Annotated in this window: 16 protein-coding genes; 9 read left to right on the top strand and 7 right to left on the bottom strand. The window is 72.6% G+C overall.

The window, feature by feature from the left end; all coding sequences use genetic code 11:
* Positions 1-96: 96 nt before the first annotated feature.
* From ACIPFH_RS18470 to ACIPFH_RS18455, 4 genes are all read left to right on the top strand, one after another.
* The gene (locus tag ACIPFH_RS18470) at positions 97-723 is read left to right on the top strand and encodes a peptidyl-prolyl cis-trans isomerase (protein WP_401828070.1); all 627 of its coding nucleotides are present in this window, start codon (positions 97-99) and stop codon (positions 721-723) included.
* Between the two features lie 160 nt (positions 724-883).
* A complete protein-coding gene (locus tag ACIPFH_RS18465) occupies positions 884-2,254 on the top strand; it encodes an extracellular solute-binding protein (RefSeq protein ID WP_401827646.1) in 1,371 nt (456 codons plus the stop codon).
* 59 nt (positions 2,255-2,313) lie between these two features.
* Positions 2,314-3,285, top strand: coding sequence for a carbohydrate ABC transporter permease (locus ACIPFH_RS18460; protein WP_401828069.1), 972 nt, complete (start codon positions 2,314-2,316; stop codon positions 3,283-3,285).
* Positions 3,282-4,160 (top strand): carbohydrate ABC transporter permease, encoded by an 879-nt coding sequence (locus ACIPFH_RS18455; protein ID WP_401827644.1) that lies wholly within the window; start codon positions 3,282-3,284, stop codon positions 4,158-4,160. Before ACIPFH_RS18460 ends, ACIPFH_RS18455 begins: the two co-directional genes overlap by 4 nt.
* Here the strand turns inward: ACIPFH_RS18455 and ACIPFH_RS18450 are convergent.
* Entirely contained in the window at positions 4,124-6,517 is a 2,394-nt protein-coding gene (locus ACIPFH_RS18450; protein ID WP_401827643.1) for a glycoside hydrolase family 3 N-terminal domain-containing protein, read from the bottom strand. The two genes, ACIPFH_RS18455 and ACIPFH_RS18450, sit on opposite strands and share 37 nt — an antisense overlap.
* Before the next feature lie 23 nt (positions 6,518-6,540).
* Positions 6,541-7,569 (bottom strand): N-acetylglucosamine kinase, encoded by a 1,029-nt coding sequence (locus ACIPFH_RS18445; RefSeq protein ID WP_401827642.1) that lies wholly within the window; start codon positions 7,567-7,569, stop codon positions 6,541-6,543.
* Positions 7,570-7,837: 268 nt separating this feature from the next.
* Here ACIPFH_RS18445 and ACIPFH_RS18440 point away from each other — a divergent pair, with 268 nt between their 5' ends.
* The gene (locus tag ACIPFH_RS18440) at positions 7,838-8,869 is read left to right on the top strand and encodes a glycosyl hydrolase (protein WP_401827641.1); all 1,032 of its coding nucleotides are present in this window, start codon (positions 7,838-7,840) and stop codon (positions 8,867-8,869) included.
* Between the two features lie 240 nt (positions 8,870-9,109).
* On the opposite strand, the gene ACIPFH_RS18435 is transcribed toward ACIPFH_RS18440, so the two are convergent.
* Positions 9,110-10,615, bottom strand: a complete 1,506-nt coding sequence (locus ACIPFH_RS18435) for a glycoside hydrolase family 3 N-terminal domain-containing protein (protein WP_401827640.1) — start codon at positions 10,613-10,615, stop codon at positions 9,110-9,112.
* Between the two features lie 368 nt (positions 10,616-10,983).
* Between ACIPFH_RS18435 and ACIPFH_RS18430 the strand changes: the two genes are divergently transcribed.
* On the top strand, positions 10,984-12,174 hold the full coding sequence (locus tag ACIPFH_RS18430) for an MFS transporter (protein WP_401827639.1): 1,191 nt from the start codon (positions 10,984-10,986) through the stop codon (positions 12,172-12,174).
* A gap of 329 nt (positions 12,175-12,503) precedes the next feature.
* Here the strand turns inward: ACIPFH_RS18430 and ACIPFH_RS18425 are convergent, their stop codons facing one another.
* Positions 12,504-14,123, bottom strand: coding sequence for an MFS transporter (locus ACIPFH_RS18425; RefSeq protein ID WP_401828067.1), 1,620 nt, complete (start codon positions 14,121-14,123; stop codon positions 12,504-12,506).
* A 201-nt stretch (positions 14,124-14,324) separates the two neighbouring features.
* On the opposite strand from ACIPFH_RS18425, the gene ACIPFH_RS18420 reads away from it, so the two are divergent.
* The 3 genes from ACIPFH_RS18420 (at position 14,325) to ACIPFH_RS18410 (ending at position 17,468) form a co-directional block, all read left to right on the top strand.
* Entirely contained in the window at positions 14,325-15,272 is a 948-nt protein-coding gene (locus tag ACIPFH_RS18420) for a hypothetical protein (RefSeq protein ID WP_401827638.1), read from the top strand.
* 80 nt (positions 15,273-15,352) lie between these two features.
* Positions 15,353-16,831 (top strand): glutamate-cysteine ligase family protein, encoded by a 1,479-nt coding sequence (locus ACIPFH_RS18415; RefSeq protein WP_401827637.1) that lies wholly within the window; start codon positions 15,353-15,355, stop codon positions 16,829-16,831.
* Positions 16,832-16,970: 139 nt separating this feature from the next.
* Entirely contained in the window at positions 16,971-17,468 is a 498-nt protein-coding gene (locus tag ACIPFH_RS18410) for a peptidylprolyl isomerase (protein ID WP_356252969.1), read from the top strand.
* A gap of 173 nt (positions 17,469-17,641) precedes the next feature.
* On the opposite strand, the gene ACIPFH_RS18405 is transcribed toward ACIPFH_RS18410, so the two are convergent.
* From ACIPFH_RS18405 to ACIPFH_RS18395, 3 genes are read right to left on the bottom strand one after another with little or no spacing between them, the layout of a single operon-like run.
* A complete protein-coding gene (locus tag ACIPFH_RS18405) occupies positions 17,642-18,412 on the bottom strand; it encodes a metallophosphoesterase (protein WP_401827636.1) in 771 nt (256 codons plus the stop codon).
* On the bottom strand, positions 18,409-18,750 hold the full coding sequence (locus ACIPFH_RS18400) for a hypothetical protein (protein WP_401827634.1): 342 nt from the start codon (positions 18,748-18,750) through the stop codon (positions 18,409-18,411). The genes ACIPFH_RS18405 and ACIPFH_RS18400 overlap by 4 nt, the downstream gene beginning before the upstream one ends.
* A complete protein-coding gene (locus tag ACIPFH_RS18395; RefSeq protein ID WP_401827632.1) occupies positions 18,747-19,454 on the bottom strand; it encodes a hypothetical protein in 708 nt (235 codons plus the stop codon). The genes ACIPFH_RS18400 and ACIPFH_RS18395 overlap by 4 nt, the downstream gene beginning before the upstream one ends.
* Positions 19,455-19,631: the final 177 nt, after the last annotated feature.

The following is a 19,631-nucleotide window of genomic DNA, read 5'->3' as shown; positions in this document are numbered from 1 at the left end:
CAGGAGCCGTCGGCCGCACGCCATGCCGTGAGCGCGGACGCGCCGTTGCCGGACGGGCCGGCGCGCGGCGCGGTGGTGCCCCACGCACCTCACACCGTGAGCGGGCACGCGGCGCTGGTGGGTGGTGAGGCCGTGCCGGCGGAACGGGTGGAAGCCGTGCTGGACGCGGTGCCCGCGCGACACCGGGAGACCCGCCCGGAGCCGCCGGCACGCGCGCAGCGCCAGCGCAGACGGTGGGCCACGCAGGTCGTGGTCGTCGACGAGCTCGCCCGCCGCGCCTGTGCCGAGCGCGGTCTCGCGCCGCCGCCCGAGGTGCCCCCGGCACGGGTGCTCGCGGTGTCCGGGACCGAGGTCGCCGACCTGGGGAGCATCGTCGCCGTGGCACTCGCCCACTCCCCCGCCGTGCGCGCCCTGCTGGCGGCTCTGGAGGCCGAGCAGAAGGTGCCGGAGCGGGCCGCACGGGCCTACTACGACCGCAATCCGGACCGGTTCCTCACCGCGGAGGCGCTGCGGCGCGGCGTCGACCCGTACGGAGTGGCCCGGGCCGGGGACTTCGTGCCGTTCGAGGCGGTCCGGGACGAGGTGGTGCGGGAGTTGCGGCGGGCGGTGGGCCGGCGGGCGTTCTTCGACTGGCTGGACGGGGCCCGGGCCGAGGTGGCGTACGCCCCCGGGCACGAGCACCCGGGCGATCCGTCGCACCCCGACCACGAGCACCGGCACTGAACACGCCGGTAACCACCCGGAACCGAAAAGCAACACGGCAGCCATTGACCTCCGATGAATTCTGGTCCACCTTTTCATCAATCAGAGTCCAAGTTGGTGATTTGAACCAGCAGATGGCCCAGCAGCCCGCATCGGCGGCTGACGGATCGCAGGAGGCAACATGCGTGCGGGAAGACTCACGGGAACCGTGGCAGGCGTCATAGCCCTGGCTCTGACGGCGGCCGGCTGCGGCCTGTCGGGCGGCTCCGACAGCGGGGAGTCCACGGCCGGCGGCTGCAAGGTCGACCAGGACAACGTCGGTTCCGGGAAGCTCACCGGGGACGTCGAGGGGCAGATCACCTTCCAGACGACCAACCTGAAGAAGGACTTCGGCGACTTCTTCAACGGAGTGATCAAGGCGTTCGAGAAGGCCCACCCCGGCGCGTCGGTCAAGTGGATCGACGACCCCGGCGACAACACCTTCACCCAGCGCACCGTCGCCGACGCCCAGGCCTGTACGTTGCCGGACGTCCTCAACCTCAACTCCGAGACGGGCACCGCCCTCACCAAGGCCGGCTATCTGCTCAACCTCGGCGTCAAGGACCCGGACGCCAAGGAGCCGTTCGTCCCGGCGTTCTGGAACTCCAGCACCATGAAGGACGCCTCGGGCATGCCGCAGCACACCGTGCTCCCCTGGTACACCGGCGGCATCGTCCTGACGTACAACACCGAGCTGCTGGAGAGGGCGGGGGTCGATCCGGCGAAACCTCCGACCACCCTGTTCGGGCTGTTCGCCGACTACGAGAAAGTCGCCAAGGCGGGCCAGGGCAAGTACTACGCGACGATGGCCAACCCGATCTGGCGCATCCCGGCCGACTTCGACCAGATGAACATCAAGGTGCTCTCCGACGACGGCAAGTCCGCCCTCTTCGCGGATGATCCGAGGACCACGGAGTGGGTGGCCTGGATGGCGAAGCTGTACAAGGAAGGGGCCATGCCGAAGGACTCGCTGTCCTCCAGCAACGACCCCTCCACGCTCTACAGCCAGGGCAAGGTCGCCTACGGCTCGACCAACCCGAGTTTCGTGCGGTTCGTGAAGCAGAACAGCCCGTCGGTCTACGCCAGGACCGGCGTCGGCCAGCAGCCCTTCGACAAGCTCGGCCACACCACGGCGGCCCCGCAGTACGTCGGGGTCGCGGCCACCAGCAAGCACGCGCCCGCGGCCCTCGCCTTCGCGAAGTTCCTGACCGACGCCGAGAACCAGACGGCCTGGTGCAAGGACCCGAACGTGGTGATCTTCCCGACGACCACCGTCTCGCTGGACGACCCGTTCTTCCAGAAGGTGACCGGCAGCGACCCCTTCTCCGAGGCCCGTAAGCTCGTCGCCGAACAGCTCAAGACCACCACCGCGTTCCAGACCAACCTCTCCCCGGCCGTGCAGAACGCGATCGTGGCGCAGGTACAGCTCGCGATGCAGGGCAAGAAGAGCCCCGAACAGGCAGTGAAGGACGCCCAGTCGAAGGCCGACGAGCTGCTGAAGCAGGCGGGCTGAGCGTGGCGACCCAGACCACGAACCCGGTGTCCGTGCCCGGTACGGAGCGAACGGTCTCCGTGCCGGGCCCGGCCCCGGCCCGTCTTCGCCGTCTTCGCCGACTCGGCCGGGCGCTGCTGCCCGGCCCCTCCGCCGGTGCCAACGGCGCCGCGCTGTACCGCCGTTGGTGGCTTCCCTGGCTGTGGACCGCGCCCGCCGTCCTCTGCGCGGTGGTCTTCGGCGTGTTCCCGTTCCTCAACACCGTCCTGCTGTCGTTCACCGACGCCAAGCCGCTGGGCGGCGCCGCGGAGTTCGTCGGGCTGTCCAACTACACCCGGATGCTCGACGACTCCGACTTCTGGCTCGCGACCCGCAACAGCGTCCTGTACGCGGTGATCGTGGTGCCGCTGATGGTGCTGCTGCCGCTGCTGCTGGCCGTCCTGGTGGAGAAGGACCTGCCCGGCATCGGCTTCTTCCGCTCGGCCTTCTACACGCCGGTGCTCGCCTCCAGCGTGGTCGTGGGGCTCAGCTGGCAGTGGCTGCTGGCCGACGACGGACTGATCAACACCTGGCTGGAGAAGGCGCATCTGATCAAGGACGCCATCCCGTTCCTGTCCGACTCCTGGCTGATCCTCTTCTCCGCGATGGGCCTGACCCTGTGGAAGGGGCTCGGCTGGTACATGATCTTCTACCTGGCGGCGCTGGGGAACGTGCCGAAGGAACTGCACGAGGCGGCGTCCATGGACGGCGCCGGCGCGGTCCGCCGTTTCTGGCACATCACCGTGCCGGGTGTGCGGCAGGCCATGATGCTGGTCGGCACCCTCACCGGCATCGGCTCGCTGCGGGTGTTCACGGAGATCTACATGCTGGGCAGCTCCACCGGCGGTCCCGGCGGCGCCGACCGCACCCTGCCCTTCTACATCCGCGACGTCGGCCTGGACCCGCTCACCGGCAACGCCGGTTACGGCTCGGCGGTCAGTGTGGCCCTGTTCGTGCTGACGCTGGGGCTGACCCTGCTGGCGCAGCGCCTGACGAAGGAGGACGAGTCATGACGACGGCGGTGGAGAAGCCCCGGCGGCCGGTGCCGCGCCGACGGGACCACGGCCGTCCCCGTGAACTGGTCGTCCGCTACCTGCTGCTGCTCTTCGTGCTCGGCATCACCGTCGGCCCGCTGGTCTGGCAGTTCCTGGCCTCCCTGAAGAGCACGAGCGAGGACGTGTTCGGGGCGGACGCCTCGCTGTTGCCGCACCACCCGACGCTGCGGGCCTACCGGCAGGTGTTCGACCAGGTGCCGGTGGCCACGTACATCGGGAACAGCGTGATCGTGGTCGCCCTGTCGGTCACCAGCCAGCTGCTGTTCTCCACCACGGCCGGCTACATCCTCTCCAAGCCCGGCTGGAAGGGCCGCAAGGCGGTCTGGGTGGTGCTGATCGCCTCCATGATGTTCCCCTTCGAGTCGATCATGGTGTCGCTGTTCCTGAGCATCCGGGACCTGGGTCTGGTCGACAACCTGGTGGGCGTGTGGCTGCCCGGGTTCGTCGGCGCCATCAACGTCCTGCTGATGCGCGGTGCGTTCCTGGCGGTGCCGCGTGAGATCGAGGACTCGGCGATGCTCGACGGCGCGAACGAGTGGCAGCGCTTCCGGTACCTGTACCTGCCGTCCGCCTGGGGCGCGATGCTGGTGGTCACGATCAACACCTTCATCAGCGCCTGGGACGACTTCCTCTGGCCGCTGATCGTGCTGCGCTCCGAGGACCACATGACGCTCACGCTGGGTCTTTCCCGGTTGCAGAGCTCGTCCTTCGGCTACGACCAGCGGGTGGTGATGGCCGGCTCGGTGATCTCCGTGGTCCCGGTGCTGGTGCTGTTCGTGATCACGCAGCGGTGGTTCTACAAGGGCGTGTCGTCGGGGGCCGTCAAACTCTGACCGGGCCCGACCTCGAGCAGCAGGGGGACGGAGGTGAGCGCCTCCCGCGCCGAGGCCGCGACCCGGATCTCCACCGCCTGGTGCGGTACGACCGTCTCCAGATCGGCGCCGACCAGCTCCAGTTGGCCGGCGCCGAGGGGTATCGCGACCGTACGGCGCTCCCCCGGCACGAGCCGTACGCCGCGGAACGCCCGTAGTTCGAGCGTGCGCGGCCAGACGGGCGTGCGCAGCCGGCGGACGTAGAGCTGGACGACACTGCGACCGGGCCGGGTGCCGGTGTTGGTGACGTCCACCTCGACCGCGTGCCCGCTCAGCCGGGGCGGGCCGTGCTGGAACGTCGTGTACGACAGTCCGTGCCCGAAGGAGTAGAGGGGCCCGGCGTCGCCGTCGGCGTAGGAGCCGTACTCGGTGTCCTTGTGGTTGTAGTACACGGGCAGCCGGTCGGCCGAGCGCGGCACGGAGACGGGCAGGCGGCCGACGGGTTCGGTGAGCCCGAGGAGCACCTCGGCGACCGCCTCGCCGCCCCACGGGCCCGGGTACCAGGCGGTGAGCAGCGCGGCGGCCCGGTCGGCCGCCTCCGGGACGGCGTGCGGGCGGCCCTGGACGAGGACGACGACGGTGGGCGTGCCGGTGGCCGCGACCGCGTCCAGAAGCACGTGCTGGGCCCGCCCCAGCCGGAGCCCGGCGAGGTCGACGCCCTCGCCGCAGGTCATCTCGGACACGACCGTCCGCGCGGCCCCGTTGGCGTCGAACTCCGTGTCGGGGGTCCGGGCGCTGCTGCCGCCCAGCACCAGCACGGCCAGGTCGCTGTCGGCGGCCGTCGCGACCGCCTCGGGAACGGCGGTGAGGTCGGTGCCGGTGAGGGCCGCGCCCCGGGCGTGGCGGACGTCGGTGCCGCGCGGGGCGAGGCGGCGCAAGGCGTCGAGGATGCTGGTGCCGGTGCCCGGGCGCTGCGGGGCGGTGTAGTCGCCGAGCTGGTGGGCGGTGGTGGCGGCGTGCGGCCCGAGCACGGCGACGCGTCGCACCGAGGGCCCGACCGGGAGGGCTGCGCCGGTGTTGTGGAGGAGGGTGACGCAGGCCCGCGCGAGGTCGGTGCTCACCTCCCGTCCGGCGTCCTCGGAGATCGTCGCGCGGCGCGTGTACGGCTGTTCGAACAGACCGAGGCGGAACTTCAGGCGCAGGACGCGGCCGACGGCGGCGTCCAGGGCGGCCTCGCTCACCAGACCCCGTTCGACGGCCTCCGGCAGGTGCGTGAACCCCTCGTCCCAGAGGCTGAGGTCGACCCCTGCGTCGAGGGCCAGAGCGCCCGCGGAGACCTTGTCACCGGTGAGGCGGGCCAGCCGGTCCACGGCGAGGCCGTCGGCCATGACCAGGCCCTCGAAACCCCAGCGGTCGCGGAGGAGTCCGGTGAGCAGGGCACGGTTGCCGGAGCACGGCAGACCGTCCACCTCGTTGTAGGCGGCCATGACGGCGGCGGCCCCGGCACGGATCCCGGCGCGGGCCGCGGGAAGGTGGATCTCGTGCAGTTCGCGCGGGCCCAGCTCGGACTCGGCGGAGTTGCGTCCGCCGACCGTGGCGCCCTGGCCGGCGAAGTGCTTGAGGACGACGGGCGCCTTGTCCGCGGCGAAGAACTCCCCTGCGCCCCGCGCTCCCGGAACCCCCGTGACCCGTGTTCCCGTGCCCCGCGCTCTGGGAATCCCCGTGCCCTGCATCCCCCTGACCAGTGCCTCCGTCATCCGGGCCGCGAGGTACGGGTCCTCGCCGAAGCACTCCTCGGTGCGGCCCCAGCGCGGGTCACGGGCGATGTCCAGCGCGGAGACGAGGGCCAAGTGGCCGCCCCGGGCGCGCAGTTCGGCTGCGGCGTGGGCGGCGGCCCGCTCGTACAGGTCGGGGTCCCAGGTGGCGCCGACAGCCAGAGCGACGGGGAGGACGGTGCCGTCGAGGGCCATGTGGCCGTGCGGCACCTCCTCGACGAACAGGGCGGGGATACCCAGCCGGCTGCGCTCCAGCACATGGCGCTGGACCAGGTCGGCGAGGTCGGCGCTGTCCTCCACGCCCGGTCCCTCGCCGTGGTCGACGCCGGACCAGGCGTCGGCGCGCATCAGCCCGTAGAGGGCGCCGAGGCCTTCGAAGCGCTCGGTCTCGGCGTGCAGGGCCTCGGTGACCTCGAAGTCGCCGGCCGGGGTGCGGCGGTAGGCGTCCCACCCGTACATCCGCTGGTTGAGCTGGCCCGCCTTCTCGCGCAGCGTCATCCGGGAGATGAGGTCGGCGACGCGGGTGGCCGACGGGGCGGCCGGGTCCAGGTAGGGGACGACCGGGCGGAGGTCAGGGGTGGCCGGGTGGTCCTGGAGGGGCATGGGGCCTCCTTGCGCGGGGCGCGTCAGCGGGTGGTGCGGTGGGCGAGGCGGGCCAGGGCCACGGCGCCCGGGGAGCCGTCCGACACGGGGGTGAGCGTGAGCCCGAGGTGCGCGAGGCCTTCGGTGAGCGGGGCGAGCAGGGGGCCGTGCGAGGCCAGCAGGCCGCCCGTGACGACCAGGGGTTCACCCGGACGCGGTGCCAGGGCCGTCACGGTCTCCGTCAGCCTGCGCGCGGCCTCGCGCAGGATCTCCACGGCGACGGCGTCCTTCTCCTCGGCGGCCCGGACGACCAGCGGCGCGTGGTCGGCCAGCCGGACCGGCGGCCGGTCCATGACCGCGGGCAGCAGGTGCGCGCGGTAGGCGGTGCGCGGGACCGCGCTCCAGGCGACGGCGTCGGCGACCCCGTAGGCCTGCGGGGGCAGCACGCCCGGCGGCAGCCCGAGCTCCCGGCCGACCGCACGGGCGAGGACGGTGGGCGTGCCCCGGCCGTCGGCCGCCCGCAGGGCCGCGCGTACGGCCGCGCGGCCGATCCAGAAGCCGCTGCCGTCGTCGCCGAGCAGCCAGCCGTCGCCGCCGGAGGTCGCGGTCGGCACCCGGGCGGCGATCCGGGCCGCGACCGCGCCGGTGCCGGCCACCAGGACCAGGCCGTCGGCGGGGTGGCCGGGGCCGGTGGCGAACGTGGTCTCGATGTCGCTGTGGACCTCGACCGTGGCGGCGGAGATGCCCAGCCGGGCCAGCGCGCCGGACAGGGCCGTGCGGGCCCGCACCCGGCCGGGCTCGTCGGCGCCCTGCCCCTGGTGACCGGCGCCGGCGAACCCGCCCGCCACCGCGGCCACCCGCCCGCGCAGCGCTTGGGGCACGGCCCGCGCGAGCGCCTCGGTGAGGTGGTCGGCGAGTTCGGGGCCGGGCACGGTGAGCGCGTTGCCCGGTCCTGCCGTGCCCTCGCCCCGGGGGCGGCCGTCGCCGAGGCCGGCCAGGACGGCACGGGTACGGGTGCCGCCGGCGTCCAGGCCGACCACCAGGTCGAGGTCTTGGTTCAAATCACTATTCATCGCGCCCCATGGTGGTTGATACATTCGCCCGAGACAAGGTCCGTCTCGCGAGGAGGACGCCATCAACACGCCCCAGCCCGCGCCGGAGCTCCGCTTCGGTGTCAACTACACCCCACGCCGGGGCTGGTTCCACGCCTGGCACGACTTCGACCCCGGGCTCGTACGCGAGGACCTGGCACAGATCGCCGGGCTGGGCCTGGATCACATCCGGGTCTTCCACCTCTGGCCGCTGCTCCAGCCCAACCGCACCCTGGTCCGCCCCTCGGCCGTGGACCAGCTCGTCCGCCTGGTGGACCTGGCGGCGGAGTACGGCCTGGACGTCCTGGTGGACGGCGTCCAGGGCCACCTGTCGAGCTTCGACTTCTACCCGGCGTGGACGCGCAGCTGGCATCACCGCAACGTGTTCACCGACGCCGAGGCGATCGAGGCCCAGGCGCTGCTGCTGCGCACGCTGGGCCGCGCCCTGTCCGGCCACCCCCGTCTCCTCGGCCTCCAGCTCGGCAACGAGCTCAACAACCTGGTCGAGCACAACCCGGTGTCGGTGGCCGAGGTGGATCACTACCTCGACACGCTGCTGACCGCCGCCCGGGACGGGCTGGGTGAGGGCGGCGGCCTGGTCACCCACTCGGCGTACGACGCCGCCTGGTACGGCGACGACCACCCCTTCACCCCGGAGGCCTCGGCCCGCAAGGGCGACCTGACCACCGTGCATCCCTGGGTGTTCTCCGCCGACTGCGCCCGCCGCTACGGCCCGCGCTCACCGCAGGCGCGCCGTCTCGCGGAGTACGGCACGGAACTGGCGTCGGCCTACGCCACCGATCCGGCCCGCCCGGTCTGGGTCCAGGAGACCGGGGCGCCCGAACCGCACATCCCGGCGGCCGACGCACCCGACTTCGCCCGAGCGACGCTCCGCAACGCGGCCGGCTGTGCTCGACTGTGGGGCGTCACCTGGTGGTGCTCCCACGACGTCGACCGCTCACTGGCCGACTTTCCGGAACTGGAGTACACCCTGGGCCTGTTCGACTCCACGGGCCGCCCCAAGCCGATAGCGGAGGCCCTGTCCGCGACGGTGGCCGAACTCCGCGCCACCCCCGCCCCGCCCGCACCCGGCGGCACGGCCCTGGTCCTGGACTGCACCCCTTCCACGCGCTCGGTCTCGGGCCCGGGCGGCGCCTTCTTCGAGGCCTGGATGCGCCTGCGCGAGGAGGGCGTCCGACCGGCGGTGGTCCTGGCCCAGCGGGCACAGGACGCGGCGCACCTCGCGTCGCGGGGGATCACGGAACTGATCGACGGGAAGTGAGACGCCCGGGGGCGAAGGCGGAGAGCGAAGGCCCGAAGGCGAAAACCGGCGCCCGGACCCGGGGGCGGTCTGCAACAGGGGGAACAAGCACGCCGGGCCCGGAGGCCGGCGGCCCTATAACAGGACCGCGGAGAAGACAGCGGGGGCGAAGAGCGGGGGGCGATGGCCGGGAGGGGCGAAGACCGGGAGGGGCGAAGACCGGGGCCGGCCGGAACTCCGGCCCCGGAGACTCCGCCCCGGTCAGGACGTGCGACCCGTCAGGACCTCGGCCACCGCCCGCAGATTCACCCGCCCCCTGCCGTGCGCGCACACCACGCTGCCCGGCTCGGGCAACCCGGTGGAGACCGGCAGGGCGTCCGGCCTCGCGGCCAGCAGCGCGTCCCGCAGGCGCCCCTGCCAGGGGTACAGCCCGGCATCGCACACGGCGACGACCAGCGGCCGCCCCTCGGCCGCCCGCAGCACCTCCCCGACGACGACCTCGACAATGCCGTCGGCATCCTCCGGCTCCCCGGCGACCGCCGTGCCGGTGGCTGTCGGGTCGAGGGTGTGCCAGGCCGTCAGGAGGTCCTCGCCGCCCCAGTTGAGGGCGCGGTGCGGGGCCGGGAACAGGTCGACGACATGGGCGCCCGGCACCGGTCGCGGCAAGGGCGCCCCGCTCCGCACGGCCCGCCGCGCCGCGGTCAGCCCGGCCTCGGCGTCCCACGCGGCCACCGCACCCGGCCGGTACGGCACCGCGTACCGCAGCGCGAGCCGCCGTACCCGCTGCGCCGCCTCGGCCACCCGCTCCTCGGCCAGCTCACCCGACCGCAGGGCGTCGAGCACGGCGTCCCGGCAGGCCAGGGTGACCTCCGGATCCGGTACGGCGACGATGACCTGGTCCGCTCCGGCGGCGAGCGCGAGACGCGCGCCGGCCGCCTCGCCGTACCGGTCGGCGATGGCCTTCATCTCCAGCGCGTCGCTCACCAGCACGCCGTCGAAGCCGAGTTCGCCGCGCAGCAGGTCGGACAGGATGCGCGGGCTGAGGGTGGCGGGCCGGTCCGGGTCGAGAGCCGGGAACACGACATGGGCGCTCATCAGCATGGGCACGCCCGCCTCGACGGCCGCCCGGAAGGGCGCGAGGTCGAGCCGGTCGTACGGCCGCGGGTCCACCGCGAGCTCGTGATGGCTGTCGGTGACGGTCCCGCCGTGGCCGGGGAAGTGCTTGGCGCAGGAGGCCACGCCCCGCGCCTCGGTGGCCGCGATCCAGGCGCGCACATGCCGGGAGACCAGCTCGGGGTCGGAGCCGAAGGCCCGGGTGCGCACGATCGGATTCTCGGACCGGCTCTGGACGTCGGCGACGGGGGCGTAGGAGGCGGTGATGCCGAGCGAGAGCAGATGTCCGGCCAGGGCGTCGGCGCAGGCGGCGGTGAGCAGCGGGTCGTCGGCGACGCCGAGCGCCCAGGAGCCGGGCACCTCGGGGGCTCCCGCGGTCACCAGGTGGCCGATGCCGCCGCCCTCGTTGTCGATGGCGATCAGCAGGTCGGGGCGCAACGTCCGCAGTGTGCCGGTGAGTTCGCGCAGCCGGCCGGCGTCGCGGACGTTGCGGGTGAACAGGATGACCCCGCCGAGCCCGCGGTCGATGAGCCGTTTCAAGGTGTCGGGGACGGTGGTCGTACCGTCGAAGCCCGCGACGAGGCAACGGTGGGCCGCCTCGTCCAGGGCGGTGGGAAGTGCCGGGCCGGCCGGCCCGGGGGCGGAGTGCGTCACCCCCGGAATCCTCTGGCTCGTCAAGCCGAAAGTCAATATTTCGATGGATGAATGATTCATCTTTGACCATACGCCCGCAGGAGCGAGGATCTCGCGCGGCAGCCGCCGAGGCCTGTCCGATCCCCCGACCCCCGCGGCCTCCACTATCCGTCCAGGACCGTCGTCGCCCGTGGTCGCCCTCGTGCGCGCCGCCGCCGGGCCACTCGGCGTCGCACGGATCGCCCGCCGACCGCGCGACCGGCCCGTTGCCCGATCGTCCCCGCCAGGAACGGCGCGGCACGACACGGCGACACGGCGACGCGGCGGCTCGTGGGGTGGCGGGCACGTCGGGCCGCAGCCGGGCCGGGCGCGGGGCTACTGTCGCCCGCATGGACCGTGATCACCGAGGATGGCTCCCCTGTCTGCTCGGCGGAGCCGTCTTCGCCGTGTGCATGGCCGGCACCACCCTGCCGACGCCCCTCTACGGCCTCTACCAGGAGAAGTTCGGCTTCTCCGAGCTGACGGTCACCGTCGTGTACGCCGTGTACGCCTTCGGAGTCATCGGCGTGCTGCTGCTGGCGGGCAACGCCTCGGACACCGTGGGCAGACGCCCGGTGCTGCTGGCGGGCCTGGCATGCGCGGCGGCGAGCGCCGTCTGCTTCCTGTCCGCCACCGGGCTCGGCTGGCTGTACGCGGGGCGGCTGCTGTCGGGCCTGTCCGCCGGTCTGTTCACCGGGGCCGCCACGGCGTACGTGATGGATCTGGCGCCGTCCGGTGGCGCCTCCCGGGCCACGTTCGTCGCGACCGCCGCCAACATGGGCGGCCTTGGCTGCGGTCCGCTGCTCGCCGGAGTGCTCGCGCAGTACGCCGCCTGGCCGCTGTACCTGCCGTTCGCCGTTCACCTCGCCCTGGTGGCCTGCTCGGTCGCCGTCGTGGCGCGGCTCCCGGAGACCGTGCGCAACCGGTCCTCGCTGAGCGCCGTACGGCCACAGCGGCCCAGCCTGCCGCCAGAGGTACGGCCGGTGTTCGGACCGGCGGCGATCGCCTCGTTCGTGGGGTTCGCGCTGTTCGGCGTGTTCACCTCGGTCAGCCCCGCCTTCCTCGCCGAGTCCCTCGACGTACGCAACCACGCCGTGAGCGGTCTCGTCGTCGCGCTGGCCTTCTTCGCCTCGACCGCCGGGCAGTTGCTCGTCGGCCGGGTCGGGGTCGGCCGGTCGCTGCCGCTGGGCTGCGCCGCGCTCCTGACCGGACTGGCGCTGCTCGCGGGCGCGTTGCGGTGGGATTCGCTGACGCTGGTCGTGCTGAGCGCGGTCGTCGGCGGGGTCGGGCAGGGACTGGCGTTCCGCGGGGCGTTGTCCGCCGTGGCCCGGGCGTCTCCCGAGGACCGGCGCGCGGCGGTGATCTCGACGCTGTTCGTGGTGGCCTACGCGGGCATCTCGGTGCCGGTGATCGGTGTCGGCGTGCTGGTGGGCCCCCTCGGCCTGGAGGGCGCCGGGCTGGTGTTCATCGCGTGCATGGCCGTCCTCGTCTCGACCGCCGGCGCCTATCTGCTCCGGCGACCGGTACGCGTGCAAGCGTGAACAGCCGGTCCGGTGGACGCGGCACATCGCCGACCGGACCGGCCGGACCATGTCTTGACCGTCCGGGAAGCGGCGGCACGCGCACACGCTTGGCCGCATCCGTACGGGTGGGGTCGGCCCGGCGGCGAAGCGACATGGGGCCGACCGGCGTTGTGCAGAGCCCATCCGTCATCACCGGAAAGGCCCCTCGATGCGACGTACCGCCTTCCTCGCCGTCTGCGCCCTGCTCAGCGCCGCGGCCACGGGATTCTTCACCACCAGCGCCTTTCGCAGCCGCTGACACCGGGAAGCCGGTGGAGCCTTCCGGCTTCCCCGGCTTCCGGCCGCCGTCAGGACGTCCGGTCAGCGGTGTGCGAGCGGTCGCCCGATGCCTCGTCCGCCGTTTCCGTGCCGCTCCCGCCGCCCGGGTGCCGCAGCGCGCAGAGGTAGCCGATGCCCAGGGCGACGGCCATCCCGTAGAACACCCACTGGTTGGCCTCGGCGAAGTCCATCCTGATCGCGGACATCGACTCCCGTACCGTCCGCGCGACCGGACCGTCACCGCTGAGCTGCCGGTCGTCGGCGTTGCCGGTGATCGCCTCCGCGACGTTTCTCGCCGCGCCGTCCGCGGCCCCGGACGGCACTCCGCGCGACTCGAGCGTGTTGCGGACATTGTCGGTCATGGAGTGGGTCAGCATCGTGCCGAACAGTGCCAGGCCCACGCTCGCGGCGTAGTTGCGGATCGTCTGCGTGATGCCGGTGACCTCCCCGTACGAGGCGTCGATCGCCCGGTTCACGGCATCGGTGGAGGCCGGAGCGAGGATGAAGCCGATTCCGGCGCCCGCGAGGGCCGCGTAGGGCCACTGGTCGTGCATGGACAGATCGGTCAGCTTTCCCGCCCAGAGCGCGAAGCCCACCGCTCCGACCACGCAACCGAGCTTCATGGCGGGCCGCGCGCCCCGCTTGTCCAGGATCCGGCCGCCCCACTGCGAGGCCAGCGCGAAACCGGCGAAGAAGTACAGCAGGTACAGGGCCGCCTGGGTGGGCGAGGCGCTCAAGGACACCTGCGCGTAGACGGAGGCGAAGAAGAACAGCGGGACGAACGCGAACATGGCGAAGAACAGCACGAGTCCGTCGGCCACGAAGGCACGGTCCTGGAAGACCGCGAGCCTGACCAACGGATGGGCCGTGCGCAGTTCGTAGCGGCAGAACAGCCACAGCACGGCGAGACCGCCCACGACGCAGACCCAGGTGAGCACGCTGTCCCAACCCCACGCCGACGCCTGCTGGAAGCCGAGCACACTCACGCCCATGCCGATCGCGATCAGCACCGCGCCCCGCACGTCCAGGGGCTCGTCGCGGCGGCGGTCGGACACGTGGGCGAGCGCCGTCAGGATCAACGCGACGACGGCCACGGGCACGTTGACCCAGAAGATCGCCCGCCAGGTCCACGCGGTGAGCCAGCCGCCGAGGAGCGGCCCGATGGCCGTCAGAGCGCCGGTGACCCCGAAGAACAGGGCCAGGGCGCGACCGCGCCGCTCCACCGGGAAGACCGCCACGACCACCGCGAGCGCCGCGGGGAAGAGCAGGGCCGCGCCCAGCCCCTGGGTCGACCGGAACACGATGAGCCAGGTCAGCGCGTAGTCGCCGCGGGGTACGCATCCGCACAGGACCGACGACACGACGAACACCAGGGTGCCCGCCACGACGACGCGTCTGGGACCGAGCAGGTCCGCCAGGCGGCCGCCGAGCGCGAAGAACGCGGCCAGTGCCAGCAGATAGGCGTTGACCACCCACTGCATACCGGAGGCGGACAGGCCGAGTTCGTCGACGATGTCCGGTGTCGCGATCGCCACGATGGTCTGGTCGATGAACGTCATCGACACCGCGAACATCATGGCCGCGAGCGCCACCGACTGCGAAGGCATGCGCCCGCCCGCGGGCACCTCCGCCTGCCGCTTGGTGTACATGCCAGTCACGCGTTCAGTCTGCTCCCGCTCAGCTGACGATGCATCCGGTGCGGATGCACGACGGGCGAGGCAGGCGCCGCCCGGCTCGGCCCCGGTGGCGCGCGCCCGGCATGGCCGCAGCACTGCCGGTCGCCGCCCGAGGAGAGCCACTCCCGCTGCCCCGAGATGCGTGAGAACCCGGCCGGGTGGAATCTGATGATCATGGCGCGAAAGAGTGTGCGTCCCGGTGCGGAGCACGACGTGGAGCGGGTGCTCGACGAGCTCTACGCCACCCCGCCGTCCGACTTCGTCTCCCGGCGTGAGCAGCTGGCCGCCGCCGCCAAGCGGGACGGACGCGCGGACGACGCCCGTAGGATCCATGCCGCCCGGCGCCCCACGCTCGCCGCCTGGGCGGCGAACCTGCTGCTGCGCTCGCAGCCGCAGGAGAGCGGGCGGTTCCTGGAGCTGGGGCAGGCGCTGCGCGAGGCTTACCGGAACCTGGACGCCGACGGGATCAAGGAGCTGTCCGAGCAGCGCCGGAGCATCGTCTCCGCACTGTCCCGGCAGGCTGCCGAGCTGGCTCGTGAGGCCGGGCACCGGCTGTCGGACGCGGCTCGGCAGGACGTCGAGTCCACCCTGCGCGCCGTGCTCGCCGATCAGGACGCGGCGGACCGCTGGGCGACCGGCCGGCTGGAAGGCGTCCTCACCCCGCCGGCCGACTTTCCGTCCGTCGACGCGGCCGACGCGGCAGACGCCGCCACGGCCGGCGCACCGAGCGAGCCGGTCCGGACGGCGCCCGCGCCGCCGGCCCCGCCGCGCCGGGCGAAGGACGAACTGGCCGAGCGGCGCCGCCGACGGCAGGAGCAGCTCGGTCGGGCCCGCCGGACTGCCGGGGAGGCCGATCGCCGGCTCCGTGCGCTGAGCGCGGAGCGAGCCGACGCCGACGCGGTGCTCGAGCGGGCCCGTGACCGGCATGACCAGGCCCGTCGGGGCGCGTCCGAGGCCGGGCAGCGGCTGCGGCAGGCACGTCAGGAGCTCGAGCGAGCCGAGCGGGAACAACGGGAGGCCGAGGAACGGCGGCGGACGGCCGCCGCGGCGGTGGCCGGGGCCGAGCGGGCGGCCCGGGACGCCGCGCAGGAGGTGGCCCGCCTCACCGGGCCCGACGAGTAGCTCTCCGTATGGTGTCGGGCGTCCGGTGGTGCGACGCTGGAGGCACAGGGCGTCCGACCGAGGAGAAGCCGGGAGGGCCGATGGGACGTGACGTCCCGGCACTGGTCTTCACCCGCGAGGACCGCCGCCGGTACCGGATCAAGATGCAGGAGTGCCTCGACGTGTTCGCGCAGATGCTGCGCGAGTCGCGGTTCGAGGCGGAGCGGCCCCAGGTGGGCCTCGAGATCGAGCTGAACCTGGTCGACGACGAGGCCGAGCCGACGATGCGCAACAGCGACGTCCTGGAGGCGATCGCGGACCCGGCCTGGTCCACCGAGCTCGGCCGCTTCAACCTCGAGATCAACGTGCCGCCGCGCCGTCTGACGCAGGGCGGCCCCGACGCCTGGGAAGCCGAGATCCGCGCCGCGCTCAATCACGCCGAGGAGCGTGCCAGGTCGGTCGGCTCCCATCTGATCATGATCGGCATTCTCCCCACCCTGCGGCAGGAGGACGTCGGTGAGTCGGCGCTCTCGGAGAACGCCCGCTACCGGCTGCTCAACGACCAGGTGTTCGCCGCGCGGGGCGAGGATCTGCACATCGAGATGGACGGCGTCGACCGGCTGCGGACCTACGCGGACACGATCACTCCGGAGGCCGCGTGCACCAGCACGCAGTTCCATCTCCAGGTCTCCCCCGAGGAGTTCGCCCCCTACTGGAACGCGGCGCAGGCCGTCGCCGGCGTCCAGGTGGCGCTGGCGGCCAACTCGCCGTTCCTGTTCGGCCAAGAGCTCTGGCACGAGACCCGTATCCCCCTGTTCGAGCAGGCCACCGACACCCGCCCGCAGGAGATCAAGGTGCAGGGGGTGCGGCCTCGGGTGTGGTTCGGGGAGCGGTGGATCACCAGCGTCTTCGACCTCTTCGAGGAGAACCTGCGCTACTTCCCGGCGCTTCTGCCCCTGTGCGACGAGCAGGACCCCCGCGAGACGCTGGCCGAAGGGGACGTTCCGGAACTGGGCGAGTTGACCCTGCACAACGGCACCGTCTACCGCTGGAACCGCCCGGTCTACGCCGTCGCGGGCGACCAGCCGCACGTGAGGGTGGAGAACCGCTGTCTGCCGGCCGGTCCGACCGTCGCCGACACCCTCGCCAACGGCGCCTTCTACTACGGCCTCACCCGGGCCCTGGTGGAGGACGAACGGCCGGTGTGGTCGCGGATGTCCTTCCGGGCCGCCGAGGACAACCTGCACACAGCGGCGCGCCACGGTATCGACGCCCGGCTGTACTGGCCCGGCATGGGTGAGGTGCCGGTGCCCGAGCTCGTTCTGCGGCGTCTGCTGCCGCTGGCCCACCAGGGGTTGGAGCACTCCGGCATGGACGCCGCCTGGCGGGAGCCGCTGCTCGGCATCATCGAGCAGCGATGTGTCACCGGCCGTAACGGCGCCGTCTGGCAGAAGGAGATGCTGCACCGCATCAGCGCCTCCACCCATGCGGGCCGCCATGAGGCGCTGCGGCGGATGACGCAGCTCTACATCGACTACATGCATCTCAACGCCCCCGCCCACACCTGGCCGGTCGACTGACCGACCCAGGTCAGCGGTCCGGATCCCGACCCGACGCGGTGGCCCCGATCAGCGCGTTCCGGGCGCCGGCAGGGGACTGTGAGGGCCGACACGACCCCCTCGATTCGGCTGCGCTGCCGGGAGCGTGCAGGATAGAACCATGACCACCAAGATCTACTTCGACATCACCATCAACGACGAGCCCGCCGGGCGGATCAACTTCAACCTGTTCGACGACGTCGTCCCGAAGACGGCCGAGAACTTCCGCGCGCTGGCCACCGGCGAGAAGGGCTTCGGCTTCGCCGGCTCCTCCTTCCACCGTGTCATCCCCCAGTTCATGCTCCAGGGCGGCGACTTCACCCGCGGAGACGGCACGGGCGGCAAGAGCATCTACGGCGAGAAGTTCGCCGACGAGAACTTCACCCTCAAGCACGACCGGCCGGGCCTGCTCTCCATGGCCAACGCGGGCCGCAACACCAACGGCTCGCAGTTCTTCGTCACCACGATCGTCACCGACTGGCTCGACGGCAAGCACGTCGTGTTCGGCGAGGTCGCCGACGAGGACAGCATGGCCCTCGTCAAGAAGATCGAGTCCTACGGTTCGCGCAACGGCGCGACCTCGGCGAAGATCACCATCGCGGAGTCCGGCCAGCTCTGACCGGCCTGTGACCGCCCGTCGGCCGGGCCGCGCCCGGCCGACGTGGAGCGGTGCCCGCCGGACCGCTCGCCCCGGGCCGGGGGCGATCCGGCCGCCGCCCCGGGCGATCACGCGGTGGGCGGCGCGCCGCCCGCAGAGCTCCCGGCAGCAGGCGGGCCGGGGCGGGCCACGGCTCAGTCCGCCCGGTGGGCGGCGGTGGCGTGCACCGGCTCGGCGGTGTCCCCGGCATGCAGGTGGTAGACGTTGAAAGCCCGGCGGATGACCGGCTGCGCGACATTGCGCACGCGGACGCCTCCGCTGGTCATCCCGTGTTCCGTGCCGGCGTGCGCGTGCCCGTGGACGGCGAGGTCGGCGCCCGCGGTGTCCATCGCCTCGGCCAGCAGATAGCTGCCGAGGAACGGATAGATCTCCGGGGGCTCGCCCGCCAGGGTGTCGGGTACCGGGGAGAAGTGCGTGAGGGCGATCCGTACCGCGCAGCCCTCCTCCGCCAGGGTTTCGAGACTGGTGCGCAGGCCGTCCGCGCAGCGGCGTGTGTACCGGATGAACTCCTTCATCAGGGGCTCGCCGAACTCGCTGCCGCAGCGCCCGGCGAACCCTCCGCCGAACCCCTTGGTACCGGCGACGCCGACCCGGGTGCCGTCGACCTCGACGACGGTTCCCTGGCCTTCCAGAACCCGTGTGCCTGCGTCCCGGAGGATGGCGGTGACCTCTTCCGGCCTCTCGTCGTGATGGTCGTGGTTGCCGAGCACGGCGACGACCGGGACGGGCAGACCGGCCAGTTCCGCGGCGACCACCCGTGCCTCCTCGGGAGTGCCGTGCCGGGTGAGATCACCGGCCAGGAGCAGGAGGTCGGCGCAGTCGGACAGGGTGTCGAAGGCGGGCCTGAGCAGTCCCTGGCTGTCCGGTCCCATGTGGATGTCGCCGACGGCCGCGACGCGGATCATGACAGTTCCTCCGGAGAGCCGGGAGGGGTGACCTCGGCGATCAGGATGTCGGTGTGGACGGCCAGCCCCGCCAGTTCCTCGTGCACCGCGCTCAGCAGTTCCTCGCGGCACTGGGCGGTGGGCACGGTTCCCTGGACCGTCACGGTCGCTCCGTGCGCCTCGACGCGCATGCCCAGTTCGCCCAGTCCCCGGGCGGCGAGGCGTTCTTCCAGGTAGGCGATCCGGTATTCGATGTTCGTGTGGTCCGGTGCGAGGGTGGTGTCGGGTGAGGAGCCGGAATGTGCGCTCCCGCCGGCGTCGGTCACCGTCCGCCCCTCGTCTCCGTCGTGGTCGCTCATGGTCGTCCCTTCGCCGGTGCGATCACCCGCAGGCGTTCCAGCAGATACAGGAAGGCCGCCGCCATCGGTGCGTCCTCGCAGTCCTGGCGCACGCGCTGCCAGTCGACCTTCTCCCGCAGCGCTCGCGCGATGGGCAGTACGGCGCCGAAGTCGCAGTGGTGCTCCGAGAAGGCGGCGAGCAGGCTCCGCAGCAGATCGGTGGCGGACAGCACCGGCATGACCACCGAGTCCACGGGCAGCTGTTCCGCCCGGTCCAGGACCTCGGACGTCACCGGTTCGTGGGCCAGCTCGAAGAGGAGGTCGATGTCCTGGCCGAGGCACTTCGCCTTCCACAGCCAGTCCTCCGGCGGCTCGAAGACGAGCAGCCCGGCCTCGCTCAGGGTGGCGGCGACCGCGTCGGCGTCCTCGCGTCTGACGCAGAAGTCGGCGTCGTGCTGGAGATGGCCCGCACCACCGTGGGCGTAGACGGCCACGCTCCCGGCGAGGGCGAAACCGTGGCCGTCCCGCTTGAGCAGGGAACCGACCTGCTTCGCCGCCTCCAGGATCGCCTGGTGCCGGTCGTGCGCCGGAGCCGCCGTCGGCGGGTCGGGGGAGATCCCCGAGGCCGTGGCGCCCTCCGGCTCGGCCGGACGCGCCGCCAGGTAGAGCCCGGAAGCGGCACCGGGCTGGGGCTCGTCCCCAGCGGCGTCATTCACCCTCTGCATCCCTGCTGCTCCGTTCTCAGGCGCGGCCTCGCTCACATCGGTGACGCGCACCGCGTACCCCGCACGACTCCCGTCACACAGGGGTCGGGCGAGGCCGCCCGGTGCCTGGCCTGCGGACAGGGAGCCGGGCGGCACGGAAGGGGTGTGGGGCCGGCGGAACGGGGAGCGGGGCCGGAC

It is taken from the genome of Streptomyces sp. NPDC088157 (assembly GCF_044741545.1).
GTDB lineage: Bacteria > Actinomycetota > Actinomycetes > Streptomycetales > Streptomycetaceae > Streptomyces.
This window is presented reverse-complemented; position numbering and strand designations above follow the sequence as displayed.